This is a genomic window from Pseudomonas sp. KBN10P06128 (assembly GCF_037574945.1).
In the GTDB taxonomy this organism is placed as follows: Bacteria; Pseudomonadota; Gammaproteobacteria; order Pseudomonadales; family Pseudomonadaceae; genus Pseudomonas; species Pseudomonas aeruginosa.
The window spans coordinates 3,836,201-3,855,521 of the sequence record NZ_JBBELR010000001.1; the positions used below are offsets into that span (position 1 = coordinate 3,836,201).

14 protein-coding genes are annotated in these 19,321 nt (G+C 65.1%); 8 read left to right on the forward strand and 6 right to left on the reverse strand.

Features of this window, described 5'->3' with window-relative positions:
• Positions 1–97 precede the first annotated feature (97 nt).
• The 3 genes from gcvP to VQ065_RS17915 form a co-directional block, all read right to left on the reverse strand.
• On the reverse strand, positions 98–2,977 hold the full coding sequence (gcvP, locus tag VQ065_RS17905; protein WP_003089715.1) for an aminomethyl-transferring glycine dehydrogenase: 2,880 nt from the start codon (positions 2,975–2,977) through the stop codon (positions 98–100).
• 10 nt (positions 2,978–2,987) lie between these two features.
• Positions 2,988–3,371 carry a glycine cleavage system protein GcvH gene (gcvH, locus tag VQ065_RS17910; RefSeq protein WP_003089718.1) on the reverse strand — a complete coding sequence of 128 codons (384 nt, stop codon included), beginning with the start codon at positions 3,369–3,371 and terminating at the stop codon, positions 2,988–2,990.
• A 258-nt stretch (positions 3,372–3,629) separates the two neighbouring features.
• Positions 3,630–4,553 carry a LysR family transcriptional regulator gene (locus tag VQ065_RS17915; protein WP_003089722.1) on the reverse strand — a complete coding sequence of 308 codons (924 nt, stop codon included), beginning with the start codon at positions 4,551–4,553 and terminating at the stop codon, positions 3,630–3,632.
• Between the two features lie 122 nt (positions 4,554–4,675).
• On the opposite strand from VQ065_RS17915, the gene VQ065_RS17920 reads away from it, so the two are divergent.
• Positions 4,676–6,418: an amidohydrolase gene (locus tag VQ065_RS17920; RefSeq protein ID WP_003089724.1), complete on the forward strand. Its 1,743-nt coding sequence runs from the start codon at positions 4,676–4,678 to the stop codon at positions 6,416–6,418.
• 7 nt (positions 6,419–6,425) lie between these two features.
• On the opposite strand, the gene VQ065_RS17925 is transcribed toward VQ065_RS17920, so the two are convergent.
• The 3 genes from VQ065_RS17925 to VQ065_RS17935 form a co-directional block, all read right to left on the reverse strand.
• Positions 6,426–7,961, reverse strand: a complete 1,536-nt coding sequence (locus tag VQ065_RS17925) for a sigma-54-dependent transcriptional regulator (RefSeq protein ID WP_003089726.1) — start codon at positions 7,959–7,961, stop codon at positions 6,426–6,428.
• 81 nt (positions 7,962–8,042) lie between these two features.
• Positions 8,043–8,960 carry a hypothetical protein gene (locus tag VQ065_RS17930; RefSeq protein ID WP_003089727.1) on the reverse strand — a complete coding sequence of 306 codons (918 nt, stop codon included), beginning with the start codon at positions 8,958–8,960 and terminating at the stop codon, positions 8,043–8,045.
• Positions 8,961–9,162: 202 nt separating this feature from the next.
• Entirely contained in the window at positions 9,163–10,743 is a 1,581-nt protein-coding gene (locus tag VQ065_RS17935) for an alpha/beta hydrolase (RefSeq protein WP_014603852.1), read from the reverse strand.
• A gap of 156 nt (positions 10,744–10,899) precedes the next feature.
• Between VQ065_RS17935 and VQ065_RS17940 the strand changes: the two genes are divergently transcribed.
• The 7 genes from VQ065_RS17940 to VQ065_RS17970 all read left to right on the forward strand — a co-directional run bounded on the left by VQ065_RS17940 (position 10,900) and on the right by VQ065_RS17970 (position 18,970).
• Positions 10,900–11,121 (forward strand): YgdI/YgdR family lipoprotein, encoded by a 222-nt coding sequence (locus VQ065_RS17940; RefSeq protein WP_003089729.1) that lies wholly within the window; start codon positions 10,900–10,902, stop codon positions 11,119–11,121.
• A 53-nt stretch (positions 11,122–11,174) separates the two neighbouring features.
• Positions 11,175–12,026: a class I SAM-dependent methyltransferase gene (locus VQ065_RS17945; RefSeq protein WP_003089732.1), complete on the forward strand. Its 852-nt coding sequence runs from the start codon at positions 11,175–11,177 to the stop codon at positions 12,024–12,026.
• Complete coding sequence (locus VQ065_RS17950) at positions 12,023–12,550, forward strand: GNAT family N-acetyltransferase (protein WP_003089734.1); 528 nt, start codon at positions 12,023–12,025, stop codon at positions 12,548–12,550. Before VQ065_RS17945 ends, VQ065_RS17950 begins: the two co-directional genes overlap by 4 nt.
• 513 nt (positions 12,551–13,063) lie before the next feature.
• Positions 13,064–14,197: a DUF6531 domain-containing protein gene (locus tag VQ065_RS17955; protein WP_369700459.1), complete on the forward strand. Its 1,134-nt coding sequence runs from the start codon at positions 13,064–13,066 to the stop codon at positions 14,195–14,197.
• 75 nt (positions 14,198–14,272) lie between these two features.
• The gene (locus VQ065_RS17960) at positions 14,273–15,928 is read left to right on the forward strand and encodes a DUF6531 domain-containing protein (RefSeq protein ID WP_219857781.1); all 1,656 of its coding nucleotides are present in this window, start codon (positions 14,273–14,275) and stop codon (positions 15,926–15,928) included.
• Between the two features lie 14 nt (positions 15,929–15,942).
• Entirely contained in the window at positions 15,943–18,705 is a 2,763-nt protein-coding gene (locus tag VQ065_RS17965; protein WP_023098654.1) for an RHS repeat domain-containing protein, read from the forward strand.
• A 28-nt stretch (positions 18,706–18,733) separates the two neighbouring features.
• Entirely contained in the window at positions 18,734–18,970 is a 237-nt protein-coding gene (locus VQ065_RS17970; protein ID WP_071534362.1) for a DUF7336 domain-containing protein, read from the forward strand.
• The last annotated feature ends 351 nt before the right edge of the window (positions 18,971–19,321 follow it).

Consider the following 19,321-nt stretch of genomic DNA (forward strand, 5'->3'; position numbering starts at 1 on the left):
GAGCGTGGCCGCGGCGCCGCTACGCAAGCGCGGCGCCGGGAAAGGGGTATCGCCGGAAACGCGAGGACGCCGCCGCTGGCGGCGCCCTCCTCGTCCGTCACTCCTCGCTGTACGCCTCGATCGGCGGGCAGGAGCAGGTCAGGTTGCGGTCGCCGTAGACGTTGTCGACGCGGCCCACCGGCGGCCAGTACTTGGCCTCCATCAGGCTGGCCAGCGGATAGGCGGCCTGCTCGCGGCTGTAGGCATGGTTCCATTCGCCGAGCAGTTCGGCGGCGGTGTGCGGCGCGTTCTTCAGCGGGTTGTCTTCCTTGTCCAGCTCGCCGCGTTCCACCGCGCGGATTTCCTCGCGGATGCGGATCATCGCGTCGCAGAAGCGGTCCAGCTCGGCCTTCGACTCGCTCTCGGTGGGCTCGATCATCAGCGTGCCGGCCACCGGGAAGGACATGGTCGGCGCATGGAAGCCGAAGTCCATCAGGCGCTTGGCCACGTCGTCGACGCTGATCCCGCTGCTGTCCTTGAGCGGACGCAGGTCGAGGATGCATTCGTGGGCGACCAGGCCGTTGCCGCCGGCGTAGAGCACCGGGTAGTGCTCCTCCAGGCGGTGGGCGATGTAGTTGGCATTGAGGATGGCCATTTCCGAGGCGCGCTTGAGGCCTTCGCCGCCCATCATGCGGATGTACATCCAGGTGATCGGCAGGATGCTCGCGCTGCCGTACGGCGCCGCGCTCACCGCGCCTTCCTTGCGCTCGCCGCGAGCGTGGCCGGGGAGGAACGGTGCCAGGTGCGCGCGCACGCCGATCGGGCCGACGCCCGGGCCGCCGCCGCCGTGGGGGATGCAGAAGGTCTTGTGCAGGTTCAGGTGGGAAACGTCGCCACCGAACTTGCCCGGGGCGCACAGGCCGACCATGGCGTTCATGTTGGCGCCGTCGATGTACACCTGGCCGCCGCAGTCGTGGACGATGGCGCAGATCTCGCGGATCGCTTCCTCGAACACGCCATGGGTGGACGGATAGGTGATCATCAGCGCGGCCAGGCGTTCCTTGTGCTCGCTGGCCTTGTTGCGCAGGTCCTCGACGTCGACGTTGCCGCGCGCGTCGCAGGCCACCACCACCACGCGCATGCCGACCATGCTGGCGGTAGCCGGGTTGGTACCGTGGGCGGAGGACGGGATCAGACAGATGTCGCGCTGGCTGTCGCCGCGGCTCTGGTGGTAGGCACGGATCGCCAGCAGGCCGGCGTACTCGCCCTGGGAGCCGGCGTTGGGCTGCAACGACACGGCGTCGTAGCCGGTGGCGGAACAGAGCATCGCCTCCAGTTCGTCGGTGAGCTGGCGGTAGCCTTCGCTCTGCTCGGCCGGGGCGAACGGGTGCAGGTTGCCGAATTCGGCCCAGGTCACCGGGATCATCTCGCTGGCGGCGTTCAGCTTCATGGTGCAGGAGCCCAGCGGGATCATCGTGCGGTCCAGCGCCAGGTCCTTGTCCGCCAGCTTGCGCAGGTAGCGCATCAGCTCGGTTTCCGAGTGATGGCGGTTGAAGATCGGGTGGCTGAGGATCGCCGACTGGCGCAGCAGCGCGGCCGGCAGGCGGTCGCCAATGCTGGCGGCAAGGGCGGCGAAGTCCGGGAGCGCCTGGCCCTCTTCGGCCAGCAGGCCCCAGAGGGTCTCCACATCGGCCTGGCGGACGGTCTCGTCGAGCGACAGGCCGAGACGGCCGGCATCGATCTCGCGCAGGTTGATCCCGGCGGCGCGGGCCTTGGCATGGATCGCCGCGGTACGCGCGCCGGTGGCCAGGCTCAGGGTGTCGAAGAAATGCTTCTGCTCGACGGCCACGCCCAGGCGCTCCAGGCCGGCGGCGAGGATCGCGGTCAGCCGGTGGGTGCGCCGGGCGATGCGCAGCAGGCCCTGCGGGCCGTGGTAGACGGCGAACATGCTGGCGATGTTGGCCAGCAGTACCTGGGCGGTGCAGATGTTGCTAGTGGCTTTCTCGCGGCGGATGTGCTGCTCGCGGGTCTGCATGGCCAGGCGGTAGGCCGGCTTGCCGTGGCGGTCGATGGAGACGCCGACCAGGCGTCCCGGCATGTCCCGCTTGAAGGCGTCGCGGGTGGCGAAATAGGCCGCGTGCGGGCCGCCGAAGCCGAGCGGCACGCCGAAGCGCTGGGCGCTGCCGATGGCTACGTCGGCGCCGAACTCGCCCGGCGGGGTCAGCAGGGTCAGCGCCAGCAGGTCGGCGGCCACCGCGACCAGCGCATCGACCGCATGGAAGCGGCTGACCAGTTCGCGATAGTCGACGATCTCGCCGTCGCAGGTGGGGTATTGCAGCAACGCGCCGAAGTAGGCGGAGAAGTCTTCGATGGCGCTCTCGTCGCCGACCACCACCTCGATGCCCAGCGGCTCGGCACGGGTGCGCAGCACGTCGAGGGTCTGCGGGTGGCAATGGCGGGAGGCGAAGAATGCCTGGCTGGTGCGGTTCTTCGACAGGCGCTTGCAGAAGGTCATGGCCTCGGCGGCGGCGGTCGCCTCGTCGAGCATCGAGGCGTTGGCGATCGGCAGGCCGGAGAGGTCGCTGACCAGGGTCTGGAAGTTCAGCAGCGCCTCCAGGCGGCCCTGGGAGATTTCCGGCTGGTACGGCGTGTAGGCGGTGTACCAGGCCGGGTTCTCCAGCAGGTTGCGCAGGATCGGTGCCGGGGTGTGGCAGTTGTAGTAGCCCTGGCCGATGAAGGAACGCAACGCGCGATTGCGCGCGGCGATCGCCTTCAGGCTGGCCAGCGCCTCGGCCTCGCCCATGCCGGCCGGCAGGTCGAGCACGCTGCTACCCTTGATGCTGTCCGGGATCACGTTGCCGATCAGCGCGTCCAGCGAGTCGTAGCCCAGGCGCTGGAGCATGGCCTGGGTGTCGGCGGCGCGCGGGCCGATATGGCGGGCGATGAATTCGTCGTCGGTGCCCAGGTCGATGGCGCCGAGGTTCAGGTTATCGGTCATGACGGGATCCTCAGGCGTCGGCGTTGGCGTTCAGCAGGCGGTCGTAGGCGGCCTGGTCGAGCAGCTTTTCCCAGGCGCCGGCGTCGGCCGGACGGAAGCGGAAGAACCAGGCCTCGCCGAGCGGGTCCTGGTTGACCAGCTCCGGGGCGTCCGGCAGCGCGTCGTTGATCGCCACCACCTCGCCGTCCAGCGGCATCAGGATGTTGCTGGCGGCCTTGACCGACTCCAGCACCGCCACTTCACTGCCGGCGGCGTGTTCGCCGAGTTCCGGCAACTGCACGAATACCACGTCACCGAGGGCGTCCTGGGCGTAGGCGGTGATGCCGACGGTCAGCAGCCCGTCGTCGTCCTGGCGCAGCCATTCGTGGTCGGTGGTAAAGCGCAACTTGCTCATGCTGGATCCTCATTGTCAGCGGGTCGCCCGGTCGGGACGGGACTTTGTTCTGCGGCAGCCCGTAGCAAGCAGGGTGCCAAGCGGCCCCGGCCCTGTCGCCACGGGGCGTGGCCGGGCGCGGGGGAAACCCGGACAGGGCCGCCATGGAACGCTTTCGTTACAGACCCGCCGGACATTTCCCGAACCAGAGCGCAAACGCCTGATAGCAAAGGTTTTTCCTGCAATCGGAACGAATTCGTTCCACTCGTAACCGAAGCGTTACAGCCGATGGCACAGCCCCTGTCGCTGCAAGCTGGCGCGCAGGTGCTCGAGGAACGCGCGGACCTTCCGCGTGTTGCGCCGGTGCCCCGGATAGAGGACATGGATGGAGGGCCCGAACGGCCCCGGGTCGAAGTGGTAGTCGCCGAGCAGGCGCACCAGCCGCCCTTCGCCGAGCAGCGGCGCGACACTCCACTGCGGACAGAACTGCAGGCCCAGCCCGGCCAGCAGGTGGGCGAGCAGGAAGTCGTAGTTGTCGCTGGCCAGTCGCGGGCGCGGCTGGTCGATACGCTGGCGGGCGCCGTCGCGTTCCATCCACCAGAAGTTCTGGTTCAGCGAAGGGTGCTGGAAGACCAGCCAGGCGTGCCGCTCGAAGTCCTCCGGGCCTTGCGGCGCGGGTTGCCGCGCCAGGTAGGCGGGGCTGGCGCAAAGCACGATCTGGTTCGGCGCCAGCGGCCGCGCCACCAGCCCCGGCAGGTCGATGGGGCCGTCGCGCAGGCCGAGGTCGTAGCCGCCTTCGCTGAGATCGAGAAAGGTTTCGTCGAGGTCCACCCGCAGGCTGATCCTCGGATGCGCCTCGAGGAAGCTGGCGCAGGCCTGCTGGAGGAACGCCGCGGCGAACGACGGCGGCGCGGCGAGGCGCAGTTCGCCGCGCAACTCCGACTCCAGCAGTTCGATCTCCTGCCCCGCCGTGCGCAGCGTTTCCAGGGACTGACGAGCCGCCTCCAGGTAGATCTGCCCGGCCTCGGTCAGCGCCAGGCTGCGGGTGGTGCGCTCGAACAGGCGGGCGCCGAGTTCCGCTTCCAGGTGGGCGACGGCCTTGGTCAGCGCCGAGGGCGTCTTGCCCAGGCGCTCGGCGCCACGGCTGAAGCTACCGGTTTCGGCAGTGGCGACGAACATCGCCAGGGCATTCAATTTGTCCATCGACTCCTTCCGTTCCGGCACAAGTGTTGTGCGCCGCGCCCGGTTCTGCCGGGCCGGCGCTTTGGCTAGTCTCGCCTTGCCCGGGCCACGCTACACAAGACCAAGAAGCAAAGGAAACCACCATGAAGCAACGGATTCCCACCCTCCTCGCCGGCGCCTGCCTGGCCATCCCCCTGCACGCCCTCGGCGCCGCCGACCTGCTGGTGGTCAACGCCAGGATCTTCACCGCCAATCCGCAGCAACCCTTCGCCGAGGCCCTGGCGGTGGAGGACGGGCGGATCCTCGCGGTCGGCGACGAGGCCGGGCTGCGCGCCCTGGCCGATGGCGACAGCCAGGTCGTCGATCTCGGCGGCAAGCGCCTGATGCCCGGCCTGATCGACACCCATTCGCACGCGGTGTTCGGCGGCCTGGAGCTGGCCGGCGCGGACATGGGCAACGAACAGGTCGGCCTCGACGAACTGGAGCGGCGCCTGCGCGCCTGGCGCGACAACGGCAAGGCGCGACATGGCGACATGCTCAATGTCAGCGGCATGCATACCGCCTACTGGAGCCAGGTCAAGGACTTCCGCGCGCGCTTCGACCACGGCGAATGGGCCGACCAGCCGCTGGCCTTCATCGGCAGCGACCACCACACCGGCTGGGCCAACGCCGCCATGCTGAAACGCGCCGGCATCGACGCCGCGCGGGTCCGCGCCCTGCCCGAGGAACAGCGCAACACCATCGGCCACGACGCCGACGCCACCCCCAACGGCTTCCTCGCCGATGCCGGTCTCGACGCGGTGCTCGCGGTACTGCCGGCGCCGAGCGCGGAACAGATGCTAGAAGCCGGACGCAGCGCGGTGCGCTACAGCAACTCGCTGGGCCTGACCGCATGGATGGACCCGGCCGCCAATGGCTCGCCGGGCGACGCCCTGTTCAGCCTCAGGCCCGACGAGAACACCGTCGGCGTGCTACCGGTCTACCAGCGGCTGGCCAAGGGCGGCGAACTCAGCGCCCACGTCGCCGCCCTCCTGGTCGCCAACCCACGCAGCCGGCCGGCCGACCTCGAGGTGCTGGACAAGGTGCGCCAGCGCTTCCTCGGCAGCCCCAACCTGACCCTGCCGGGAATCAAGGTGTTCGCCGACGGCGTACCGGAATACCCGGCGCAGACCGCCGCGCTCCTCGAGCCCTACCGCAACAGCAGGAAGACGGGCGAACTGCTGATCGACCCGGCGCACTTCGGCGAACTGGTCAGCGCCGCCGACGCCCGCGGCTGGCTGGTCCACGTCCACGCCATCGGCGACCGCGCGGTGCGCGAGGCGCTGAACGGCATGCAGCAGGCGCGGCGCGACCGCGACAGCGGCATCGCCCATTCGATCACCCACCTGCAACTGGTCAATCCCAAGGAATTCGAGCGCTTCAGGCCGCTCGGCGTGATCGCCTCGATGCAGCTGTACTGGGCCGCCGCCGACGAAACCACGGTGGACCTGATGAAGCCCTACATCAGCGCCTTCGCCTACCGCTACCAGTACCCGGCGCACTCCCTGCTGAGCAAGGGCGCGACCATCGCCGGGGCCAGCGACTGGCCGGTGTCCAGCCTGTCGCCGTGGAAGGCCATCCAGCAGGCGGTGACCCGCAAGGGCCCGCAGGGCGTGCTCAACGCCGGCGAACGCCTGGACCGCCAGACCATGTTCTACGCCTACACCCGCAACGCTGCGCGGACCATCGGCCTGGAGCGCCGGATCGGCAGCCTGGAGCCGGGCAAGCAGGCGGACTTCATCGTCCTCGACCGCGACGTGTTCGAGGTGCCGGAGACGCAACTGGGCGAAACCAAGGTGCTGAAGACCTGGTTCGCCGGCAAGCCGGTGTATTCCAGCGAGGGCTGAGCCCGCTTCAGGCGCGCGGGCCGATGCCGTACTTGCGCAGGCGGTGGGCGATGGCGGTGTGCGAGGTCTGCAGGCGCGCCGCCAACTGGCGGGTCGATGGATAGCTGACGTAGAGCTTCTCCAGCAGGGCTTTCTCGAAGCCCTCCACCGCCTCCTCCAGGCTGCCCACCTCGCCGTCGTTCTGCCGCGCCACGGCGGTGCCGGCGATCTCCAGGTCGCCGATATCCACCAGGCTGCTCTCGCAGATCGCAGCGGCGCGGAAGATCACGTTCTGCAACTGGCGCACGTTGCCCGGCCAGCGGTTGTTCAGCAGCGCCGGGTAGGTGCCCGGCGCCAGCCGGCACACCGGGCGCTGGATCTGCGCACAGGCCTGCTGCATGAAGTGCCGCGCCAGCAGCAGGATGTCGTGGCCGCGCTCGCGCAACGGCGGGACTTCCAGGCTGAGCACGTTGAGGCGGTAGAACAGGTCCTCGCGGAAGCTGCCCTCGGCGACCATCTTCTCCAGGTTGCGGTGGGTGGCGCTGAGGATCCGCACGTCGACCCTCACCTCGCGGTCGCCGCCGACCCGGCGGAAGCTGCCGTCGCTGAGGAAGCGCAGCAGCTTGGCTTGCAGATAGGGGGACATCTCGCCGATCTCGTCGAGGAACACCGTGCCCTGGTGGGCCAGCTCCAGCAGGCCCGGCTTGCCGCCGCGCTGGGCGCCGGTGAAGGCGCCGGGGGCGTAGCCAAACAGCTCGCTTTCGGCCAGGTTCTCCGGCAACGCCGCGCAGTTCAGCGCCAGGAACGGCGAGTTGTGCCGCGCACTCAGGGCGTGACAGCCGCGCGCCACCAGTTCCTTGCCGGTACCGGTCTCGCCGTGGATCAGCAGCGGCGCGTCGAGCGCCGCCACGCGCTGCGCACGGGTCTTCAGGGTGCGGATCGGCTGGGAATCGCCGAGGAGCATCTCGAACCCCTCGGCATGGTCATGGTGCAAGGCCGCCAGGCGCTCGCCGATGCGGTTCGGTTCGTAGAGGGTCAACAGGCCGCCGGCCAGGTGCCGCTCGCCCTCGCCCGGCCCTTCGGTGATCGGCGTGGCATCGAGCAGCAGGGCCTGGCCCATGAAGGTCACTTCGCGCAGCGGCAGGCGGAAGCCCTGCTCGACCAGCGCATCCTCCAGGGTTTCATCGTCGAACAGGCTGGCCAGCCGCTCGCCGGCCGGGTCGCGTCCGCAGCGCTCGCTGAAGGCCGGGTTGGCCAGCAGCACCAGGCCCTTGCCGTCCACCGCCAGCACCGGATCGGCCATCGCCGCCAGCAACGCATCGAGCTGCAAGCGGCGGCGCTGGCCGGGAAGGATGTCGACCACGGTCATCGCCTGCACGCCACGGATGCCCAGCAGCGCTGCGCGCAGTTCCTCCAGCACGTCGGGACTGAGGGTCGGCGCGTCGATGTAGACGTTCGGCGGCACCATTTCCACCGCATCCAGGTTCAGGTTGCGCCCACCCAGCAGCGCCAGCACCTCCTGGGTGATGCCGACACGGTCGATGAAGGAGACGTGGATGCGCATGCGGGAACCTGGACTGCGGCGACGCTCGCCATAAAGCCGTCGATTGTACGGCCTGGCGCCGCCCAGCCCAAGGGGCCGGCGTCAGGGTACGGGGCGCAGCGCCTCGCTGCGGGTGCGGTGGCTCCAGTCGCCCTCGTCGTCCATCACGGTTTCGGTCACCAGCACTCGGCCCGGCTGCTGCGGGTCGGCCTTGTACAGCACCAGTTCGGCCTCGGCATCGTCCCAGGTGGTGGAGATGTCCGGCAGCACCCGCACCCACTGGCCGTCGCGGATTTCCAGCAGCGACGACTTGGTCCAGGTGCTGGTCCACCAGGTACGCAGCAGTTGCAGGCGCTCGCGGCCGCTGTCGTCGAGGCCGCCGAGGACGCTGAGCACCGCGCCGGTGCAACTGCCCAGCGGCTTGGGCGGGACGCGCGCGTCGGCGCTCCAGAGGTCGCAGCGGCAATCCTCGTATTCGTCGCACAAGGCGGCGCTGTTCGGCGCGTGGGCCACGACCCAGGCGAAGTCCGCCTCGGTACCGGCGAAGCGGCCGCGAGCCAGCGGGGTGTACCGCGGGTCGACGGCGTAGCGGGTGATCTCGTCGCTCTCGCCGACGAAGCGCCAGGTATCGCCCGGCCCGGCGCGCTCGGCCAGGAGCAGCCCCGGATAGTTGCGCAGGCGTCCGTCGAGGCGTACCTGCTTGACGAAGCGCACCTCGTAGCGGCCTTCCTGGTCGCCCGACACGATCTGCGGCGCAGCGACGATGCGCTGCTCGAAGTCGGGATGGCGGGCGAAGAAGGCCTGCTTGGCGGAGAGGGTGCGCTCGCGCGTCTGCGCGCGGCCATAGTAGTCCAGGCGCGGCGCATAGACCCCTTCCAGGGCCTTGCCGCTGCGCTGCCCGTGGGCGGACTGCCAGCGCTGGAACAGGCCGAGGATTTCGCTTTCGGCGGCAGCCTGGACCAGCGCTGGGTACAGGCAGAAGAGCGCGGCGCAGAATACCGGGCGCAAGAGTCGGCGCATCGAGAACATCCTTGTCGTTCGATTGAGGCGAACGCCGATTGTCCCCTATCCGCCGACGCTGGCAAATGGCCCTGGGCGATTTTTTCCGATTCCGCAACGCGGTGGGCATTGCGAACACGCTCCGGACAGCCTTCCCCCACCTCCAGGCCGCGGCACGGCGGATAACCGCAAGCAGCTATCCGCCCCACGCCAGCCAGCCGGCTCAATGCGCCGGCAACAAGGCCTGCAACCCTTCGGCAAGCTCCAGGCTCCACGCCGCGTAGTCGTGACCGCCGGGGAACTCGCGGTAGTGCAGCGGGTAGCCCTTGCCTTGCAGCGCCGCGCGCAGGCTGCGGTTGCTGCCGAGAATGCCGTCCGCCTCGGGCTCCTCGAGCAGGCCGGAACTGAGGAAGAACACCAGCGGCAAACGCTCGCCAGCGGCGAACTGCCGTACCAGCCACTGCGGCTGCTGCTCGTCCGGCCCCCACCAGAACGAGCCGGACAGGCTCAGCACCTTGCCGAAGCGTTCTGGGTAACGGTAGGCGATGCAGCCCGAGGCCAGCCCGCCGTAGCTGGAACCGGAAAGCACGCGATCGGCAGGCTCCTCGCTCAATGCATAGCGCTGCTGCAACCAGGGCAGCAGCTCGTGGGCGAGCATGTCGGCGAAGGCCTCGTTGCAGGGTAGCTCGCGGCCCCGGCTGCTGGCATCGACATTGCCGACAATTACCGCCAGGGTCGGGCGGATACGCCCGGCGGCAATCAGGTTGTCGAGGATGGTCGGGGTCGGTACGTCGCGCGCGTAGTGGTCCTCGTCGAACAGCACCAGCAGCGGATAGCGCTGGCCCTCTGGGTCGTAGCCCGGCGGCGTGTAGAGCGTCAGCTGGCGCTGGTTGGCCAGGGCCTGGCTGCTATAGCCGAGGCGCTCCACCTTGCCGCGCGGCACGTCCTTGCGCGGCTGGTCCCAGGTCTCGGCAGGGGCGCCGCCGAGCTGCACCAGCGAGGCCTGCTCGGCCCGCGGCAGCGCGCGGCTGTTGAGCCACGGCGTACGGCTCAGCGGGTCCGGCCGCGCCGCCGCCTGCAACGCCAGGCGCAAGGTGCCGCGATCGGCCTGTTGCAGGTCCGGCAGGTCGGCGCTGAGCTGGTAGGAAACCCGCGCGTCGCGGCGCAGCGGCAGGCTCAGGTAGCGCACGTCGCTGCCGGCCAGGGCCTCGAAGCGGCGGGTGTTGACCTCCGGGGTCGGCCACAGCAGGCGCACGTCGCCGGGACGCTGCTGGCGCCAGAGGAAGGTGACCAGCACACGTTCGGCATCCAGCGGCTCCACCAGCGGCGTGCCCTGCTTCGCCACCTGCTTCCAGAACGCCTTCAGCGCGCCGGAGCGCTTTTCCGCAAGCTCCGCCTGCAGGCGTTGCAGGGTCGGGCTCTGCGGCGCCGGCGAATCAAGCGCCGGGGTCTGCGGGGTGAGGCGCTGGGTGGGGATCAGGGTCAGTGCGGTGTCTTCGTCGGCGCTGAAGGTCAGGCGCAGGCCCTGGCGCTCGCCGGCCTGCAGACCGAGCGACTGGCGTCCGGCCAGCTCCGTCGCGCGCAACGCCTTGCCGTCGGGCGTGGTGGCGCGCAGGCGGACGCGGCCGCGGTCGACCTCCAGGTCGAGCAACTGCAACTCGCCGGGGGCAAGGTCGAGGTAGCGCTGGCGGCTCTCGCCGGCAGCGATCTCGATGCGGCCATCGGCCAGCGGCACGGGCTGGGCGGCCTGGGCCGGGGTCAGCAGGTTGAGGAAAAGCAACAACGAGGTGGAAACGGCAGACATGGAATCTCCCTTCGAATAGGCGCCGCCATCCGGGCGGCTCACCGGAAGAGACGTACGATCGCAGCGGAAATTTGCCGCTGTGATCCAGGCTAGAGCGGTTGCGCCGCGACTGGAGTAGAATCCGCCGCCTCGAAAACCGTCCGAAGGAAAATTCCGATGACCTCCCGTCTGCTGCCCGCCCTGTTGCTCTCGTCCGCATTCGCCGTCCTGGCCGGCTGCTCCACCCCGACCATCGTCACCCTCAACGATGGCCGCGAGATCCAGGCGGTGGATACCCCGCGCTATGATCGTAGTTCCGGCTTCTACGAACTGGAGCAACTGGACGGCAAGCGCACCCGCGTCAACAAGGACCAGGTGCGCAGCATCAAGGACATGTAATCCCCCGGACCCGCCATCCGCGCGGTGGCGCACTCCAGGGAAGGAGTCGAACCATGCGATCCGACCTGCACGAGGCCAACCGGCTGTCGTGGAACGCCGCCACCCGGGCGCACAACAGCCACAAGGCCGACCAGGCCGCCTTCTTCCGCAACGGCGGTTCCACGCTCTATCCCGAGGAACTGCAACTGCTCGGCCATCTCGACGGCCTGCGCCTGCTGCATCTGCAATGCAACGCCGGACAGGACAGCCTGAGCCTGGCGCGCCTTGGCGCCCGCGTCACCGGGGTCGACATCGCCGACAGCGCCATCGACTTCGCCCGCCAGCTGTCCCGCGACAGCGGCATCGCCGCCGACTTCCAGCGCGACGACATCCTCCGCTGGCTGCCCGTCGCCGCCACTCGCGGCGAACGCTTCGAACGGGTCTTCGCCTCCTACGGCACGCTGGTCTGGCTCTCCGACCTCAAGCGCTGGGCCGACGGCATCGCCCAGGTACTGGTTCCCGGCGGGCGCTTCGTCCTGGTGGAGTTCCACCCTTTCGCCCTGTACTTCGACCCACACTGGCAACCGGCCTACGACTACTTCAGCCGCGAGCCGATCGCCGAGAGCGGCGTCAGCGACTACGTCGCCGAGTCCGGCGCCAGCCTGGCGCCCTCCGGCTACCGCGCCGGCGTCGAGAACTTCAGCAACCCTCATCCCAGCTACGAGTTCCAGTGGGGCCTGGCCGATGTGATCGGCGCCCTGCTCGGCGCCGGCCTGCAACTCGAACGGCTGGAGGAATACCCCTACGCCAACGGCTGGGCCGGCTTCGACGGCATGCGCGACGGCGGCGGCGGACGCATGCTGCCGCCCGCCGATCGTCCGCGCCTGCCGCTGATGTACGGCCTCAGCGCAAGGAAACCACGATGACCGAAGAACGCCTGCTGCGCCGCGACGAAATCCCCCTGGTCTGGGAGATCGATCGCAGCGAAGTGATCGAACACCTGTATTCCGTCGAGGCCGGCCAACTGGTGCTGCGCCCCGAGTTCTACGACATGCGCGGCTGGCCGGAGGGCGAGGCCGAGCACTACACGCCGATCCTGCTCGACTGCTTCGACCGCGGCGGCTGGTTCCTCGGCCTGTTCGACCAGGGCCGCCTGATCGGCGCGGTAGTCCTCGACCCGCGCCGCCTCGGCCCCGAGCGCGACTGGCTGCAACTGAAGTTCCTCCACCTCAGCCACGCCTACCGCCGCCGCGGCCTCGGCGCCCACCTCTTCCACCTCGCCGCCACCCAGGCCCGCCACCTCGGCGCCAGCGCGCTCTACGTTTCGGCTACGCCGTCGCAGAACACGGTGGATTTTTATACGAGACTCGGATGCCGGCTGTGCATGGAACCGGATGAGGAGTTGTATCGGTTGGAGCCGGAGGATGTTCATCTGGTGTTCAATCTATAGTGATGCTGAGTCTCGTTGATAATCAGCAGTGCAAATAGACTTCAAGGAATGGAAATGTACAAAGCTCTCGCTTTTCTCCTGTTAAATACATTCATCGCCGTAGTGCATGCGGAGGAAGGCTGGGAGCTTTCAGTTTCAGGACCAGCCCCTGGACAACCTGGACACGTGCCATATCCAGATAGGCGACAACCCTCGCTCGAAGCCGCTTGCGCGGCCAGCGACAGGTACTATATAGATAGCAATCTGAAGGGTGGTCACGTAGTTCTAGGGTACATCAGCAGAAAAACACTTATAGATGCCCGATACAATTCATTTTTTTGCAGCATCAGCATATTCAGAAAGTCTCCGCTAGCAGCTACATCCGGCACTGCTACCTACGGAAATCCTAACTGGTGGGGGGCCTCCGGCACGGCTGTAAACGTTACTCAGGCTCCTCCAACTGGCTGCCCATACAACCTTTTCAATGGCCGGTACGAGTGCCCCACTGACGTCTCCGATCGAAAGAACGCGGGAATCCCCAACGAAAACGGATGCCAAGGCCCCTCATCTTTCCAGGGAAACCCTATAAATGCCAGTATCGGCAATAAATTTCAACGTGAAACCGATATAGATCCGTCGCACTCCCCTCTCCAGTTCGAGAGATACTACAACAGCATTACCGGAATGTGGACGAACACCTTCCAGGAAGGCTTAAAAATAGTAGGCGAAAATATTTCCCTATCTCTACCCGATGGTCGTCAGGAACTATTCAGGCTGACTGACGGCGCAATATCGTCCGACGCAACGACGGGTACACTTTCAAAAGACCAGGCAGGCTGGAGGTATGACTATAGGGACGGAACCAGCTCACTTTTCGATGTCCAGGGCCGGCTTATCCAGAGGAAAGTCAGGGGGCAGGTCATCACGATAACCTATCCGAACCTCTCCACCACCAAGGCTAAAGATGGGTTCGGAAACACCCTAACCGTTTCCTGGAACGCAACGAAACAACCCTACCTCGTCGATTACAACGGTTCCCTGAAAGTGGAATATCTATATGACGGGGGCGCCAGGCTGGTTTCGAAGAAAACCACGTCCCAAGGACTCAACCGCACCCGGAAGTATCTCTATGCTGACAGTGGCAATGCCGGGTTAATGGTTGGAATCATCGACGAACAAGGCACGCGTTACGCCACCTGGACCTACGACGACCAAGGCCGCGCCATCTCCAGCGAACACGCCAACGGCGCCGAAAAGGTCACCCTCGCCTACAACGATGACGGCTCCACCACCGTCACCAACGAATACGGCAAGCAGGCCACCTACCGCTTCCAAGTGATCCAGGGCATCAAGCGCATCGTTGCCATCGAAGGCGAACCCTCGCCCAACTGCCCCGGCAGCAATTCCACCTTCACCTACGATGACCAGGGTCTGCTCACCAGCAAACGCGACAACAACGGCAACCTGACCACCTACCAGTACAACGCCCGCGGTCTGGAAACCTCGCGCACCGAGGCCGCCGGCACTGCGCAGACGCGCACCATCACAACCGACTGGCACCCGACCCTGTTCCTCCCGGTCCAGGTCAGCGAGCCCAGCCGGAGCACCCGCTATCAGTACGACGCCGAGGGACGCAGAACCAGTGAAGGAATCATGGCGAACCAATGAAGACTTCTTTTCGGTATGCGAGACGAACCAGCAGTGACCTTAAACTAAAACAAGCTTACTCCAAAAGAAATTGACATGACGAAACCTCCTCTAGACTCAGAGCCACCTCGCACCTACTCAAGCCTTGTCTTGTGCATAGCTGCCGCTTTTTCGACAATGACATACGCATCTCCCGGCGCAATTCTTGAACCAAAAAAGAAATATAAATTCGCCAACGACACCTTCCTTACCATCATCGAAGAAACATTAACAGAAGTAATACTAAAGATAAACGAAAAACAAGAAAAAATATTCAAGCAATGCACAAGCAAAGCAGTATATAGCTGTACCAAGTTCATCATCACCCATGCAGAAGGCAGTGAGATATTCGGAAAAACCAATGGAGAATACAATAGCCACTCACTAATAAGACACTCCATTAGTCAAAGCATAAATGCTGCCGGCATCGTAACTATTAACCCACCAGCCCCAGCAGGCTCCCTGGGCACTCAAACAGTATGGACATGCCCCGAAGATTATTGGCCTAGATCTGAGACTATCGCTCCCAAGCAGATCAGGAAAACTTGCGTTATCAAAACACAGCCCGCCAAGAACAAAGGTCCTTCTGATATATCTTGCCCATCGCCGTACGGAGGAAACCCTATAAATTTCGCTATTGGCAATAAATATCAGGAAGAAATAGATCTGCGGGGCGGTAGAGGGAACGCCCTGATCCTCAGCCGAAATTACAACAGTCTTGATGGCTACTGGCGGCACAACTTCTCCATGCGTTTGGACATTGACCTACCGAGGAGTACCATCTATCTCACCAGAGAGACCGGCAGGCTAAATACTTTCAGCCTGAACAACGGAACTATTACGGCAGAAGCAACCGAACTGGGCAGCCTGATCAAGCTAGACAATCGCTGGATATATTCCGCGAAAAATAACGACCAGTTCATTTTCAACGACAGGGGTGCTCTGATACGACAGAACCTACAGTCGGGAGTACAGCGCAGCATCTCCTATAGTCAGAACAAGGTCTTCGTGACAGACAACTTCGGAAATTCTCTTGAACTCACTCAAGACGAGAACAACCAGCCACTTGGTTTCCGATCAAGCTCTGTTGAAGGGCGTTACGACTACAGTACGAGTGGGCAGTTGATCAAGTCCCAAGTCACCTTGAATGGCATGAGCAAAACACGTCTCTATCATTACGAGGACGAGCACAATCCTCGACTACTAACCGGCCTCACCGATGAACGCGGCATACGATTCGCGACTTGGTCCTACGACGATCAAGGCAGAGCTATTTCGAGCGAACATGCCGGCGGCATGGAGAAGATTCAAATCGTCTACAACAATGATGGTTCGACTACCGTTACCAACGAACTGGGCAAAGTGACCCGTTATCGATTCCAAAACCTACAGGGTCTCCAACGTATCATCGCGATAATTGGCGAGCCTTCGGTCGACTGCCCCAGTAGCAACTCATCCTTCACCTATACCAGCCGCGGTCAACTGGCCAGCAAACGCGACAACAACGGCAACCTGACCACCTACCAGTACAACGCCCGTGGCCTGGAGACCTCGCGCACCGAGGCCGCCGGCACTGCGCAGGCGCGCACCATCACAACCGACTGGCACCCGACCCTGTTCCTCCCGGTGCAGGTCAGCGAGCCCGGCCGGATCACCCGCTACCAGTACGACGCCGAGGGACGCAAGACCGGCGAGACCGTCACCACCCGCTGACAAGGACGACACCCATGCGCATCCCCCCATACTTCCCTCGTCTCGGCGCCCTCGCCCTGGCTTGCGCCCTCGCCCTGCCCGCCCAGGCGGCCGAGCGCGCCTGGAGCTACAGCTACAACGCCCTCGGCCTGATCGAGCGCGCCGACGGTCCGCGCACCGATGTGCAGGACGTCACCCTCTATGCCTACGACAGTCGCGGCAACCTGACCCAAGTGACCAACGCCCTCGGCCAGGTCACCCGCCTCGGCGACTATGACGAGCGCGGCAAGCCCGGCAGCATCACCGATGCCAACGGCGTCACCAGCAGCCTCGCCTACACCGGCGTCGACGGCTGGCTGGCCTCCGTCAGCACCGCCGGCAGCACCACCCGCTTCGACTATGACGCGGTCGGCCAGATCACCCGCGTCACCCGTGGCGACGGCAGCTGGCTGAGCTACGAATACGACGACGCACGGCGCCTGGTGGCGATCGGCAACAACCTCGGCGAACGCCTCGAATACGACGTCGACACCAAGGGCAATCGCACCGCCCAGCGCATCAAGGACGCCAGCGGCAGCCTGGTGCGCCAGCAGCAATGGGCCTACGACGAGCTTGGCCGGCTGCTCCGTGCGGTCGGCGCCGGCGGCCAGACACGCAGCTTCGCCTACGACCTCAACGACAATCCGGTCGGCGAAACCAACCCGCGCCAGTTCGCCCACAGCCAGACCTTCGACGCCCTCGACCGGCTGGTCGGCCAGAGCGATCCTCTCGGCGGCAAGACCCAACTCGCCTACGACGCCCAGGACAACCTCACCGAGGTCAAGGACCCGCGCGGCGTCACCACCCGCTACGAATACGACGGCCTCGGCAACCTGACCCGACTGGTCAGCCCGGACAGCGGCACCACCACCTTCGAGCACGACGCCGCCGGCAACGTCATCCGCCGCACCGACGCTCGCGGTGCGGTCACCGAGTATCGCTACGACGCCCTCAATCGGCTGGTCGAGCGCCGCTCGCCGAGCGACCCGAGCCTCGACGTACAGTACCGCTACGACCTCACCGCCGACGGCAACCAGGGCATCGGCCGCCTGGGCGCCATCGAAGGTGCCCGCGACAGCCTGGTGTACCGCTACGACGAGCGCGGCAACCTGGTCGAGCAGGTACGCAGCATCCGCCTCGACCAGCAGACCCTGCTCGACCGCGTGACCTACCGCTACGACGCGGCCAACCAACTGCTGGAGATCGGCTACCCCTCCGGCCTCGCCATCGGCTACCCGCGCAACGCCGGCGGCCAGGTCGCCAGCGTGACCCTGGCAGTAGGCGACAAGGCGCCGAGCACCCTGGTCGGGCAGATCGCCTACCTGCCCTTCGGCCCGCTGCTGCGCCTGACCTGGGGCAACGGCATCACTCTCAGCCGCGAGTACGACCAGGACTACCAACTGCTGCGGCAGAAGGTCGGCCCCTGGCAGAGCGACTACCAGCACGATGCCAATGGCAATATCCAGCAGCACCGCCACAGCCTCTGGGGCACCCTGGACTACCAGTACGACCCGCTGGACCGCCTGACCGAGGAACGCGGCGTCCAGGGCGGGCGCAGCTATGCCTACGACGCGGTCGGCAACCGCACCCAACGCAGCGACAACCCCGCCTCAGGCGGCACCGCCAGCAGCCAGGACTACCAGTACGCGCCCGACAGCAACCGATTGACCGCCATCGGCGCGCAAGCGGTGACCAGCGACGCCGCCGGCAACCTCACCCAGGACCGCCCCGCACGCAAACTGGCCTACGACGCTCAGGGCCGCCTGCAAAGCGTCAGCCTCGACGGCCAGCAGGTCGCCGAATACCGCTACAACGCCCTCGGCCAGCGCATCGTCAAGCTCACCCCCGAGAGCGTCACCACCTACCTCTATGGTCCCGACGGCCAGTTGCTCGGCGAAGCCGAACACGACGGCAGCGGCCGGAAACTGCGAGCCCAGTACTACCTGTGGCTGGACAGCCTGCCGCTGGCCACCATCGACGCCGACTACGACGCCCAGGGCAAGGTCGGCAACCCGACCCTGCTCTACCTCCATGGCGACCACCTCGACACCCCGCGCCTGGCCACCGACGCCAGCGGCCAGATCGCCTGGCAGTGGCAGTCCGACGCCTTCGGCCGCGGCGAAGCGCTGAGCCAGGGCAGCACCCAGGTCAACCTGCGCTTCCCCGGGCAGTACTACGATGCGGAGAGCGGGCTGCACTACAACTACTTCCGCGACTATGATCCGGAGACTGGGCGGTATGTGGAGAGTGATCCGATTGGGTTGGTAGGAGGGTTAAATACATATGGATATGTAGAGGGAAATCCACTCGGACTTTCAGATCCACTAGGACTGGCTCCAGGGGATCTGTTTGCAACAGAGGCTGCGGCACGAGCAGATGCTCTTGCTTATCAGGAGTCTGTGAACAGTAGCATTGATAGATGGCTATGGGGGAATATGGTCTATGGCTTCCGTGTGTTTAAAACCTCCGATTGCCTTTGGACCTACGAAGTACAGACCCCAGTCTTGGGAATTGCGCCTCCACTTGGCCCCAAAGGTCCTTGGAAGGTCAACAAGCCAGGAGTTTCAGGAAAGGCAGGAGCTAAAGACGTTCCAAGCTGGGCAAAAGGGGATAGGCCATATCAAGGCGAATCAGGGAAAGACTTTGCCAAACGCATCATGGATCAAAAATATGGCAAAGGTAACTGGAAAGACGGACCAGGCTCTGAATACAACCAGATCAAAAAGTGGGGTGACAGATCGTTCATAGACCCCAAGTAATCAAACTCCTAAAAAAATGGAGGCACTGATGGATAACGTATTCATACTCCACCATACATACGGAGACTCTGAAAGTGAAAGCTATAAGCTTCTAGGAGTATTCAGCACAGAGGATAGGGCAAACTCAGAAATCCCCAAATACCTAAAGCTCCCAGGGTTCAAAGAGTTCCCTGACGGATTTACTGTAACCAAGTACTCCCTTGATGAACCACATTGGTTAAGCGGTTTCGAAGGAGCAGAGTCTAGCGTTATAGAAGATAAGTAATAGAATAGATCCAGGAAGCCTTGGTCGATCTGTTGAAATACAGTTCTCGCTGAATCTGAGCCTTGCCGCATAACCCAGATGAGTTTTTCCGATGACGGGTACGACCAGCATGCCTGCAAGCTGGTCGGCTCGGCTCAGTCAAACCTCGATATAGAACTGGGGGAGCTGCGGCGCCGGCCCATGGGAAAAGGGGACAGATTTATTTTCCCTACTCTAGTTTTGGCTAGTGCTTATATTTCTCATTTCCACTGTATACCACTGCCGATCTTACCCACACTGAACCACGTAAAGCGGATAGTTCAGTAAAACCACTCGCCTCTGCCTAGGCCTCGCGGAGCCTCCTTACGGCGT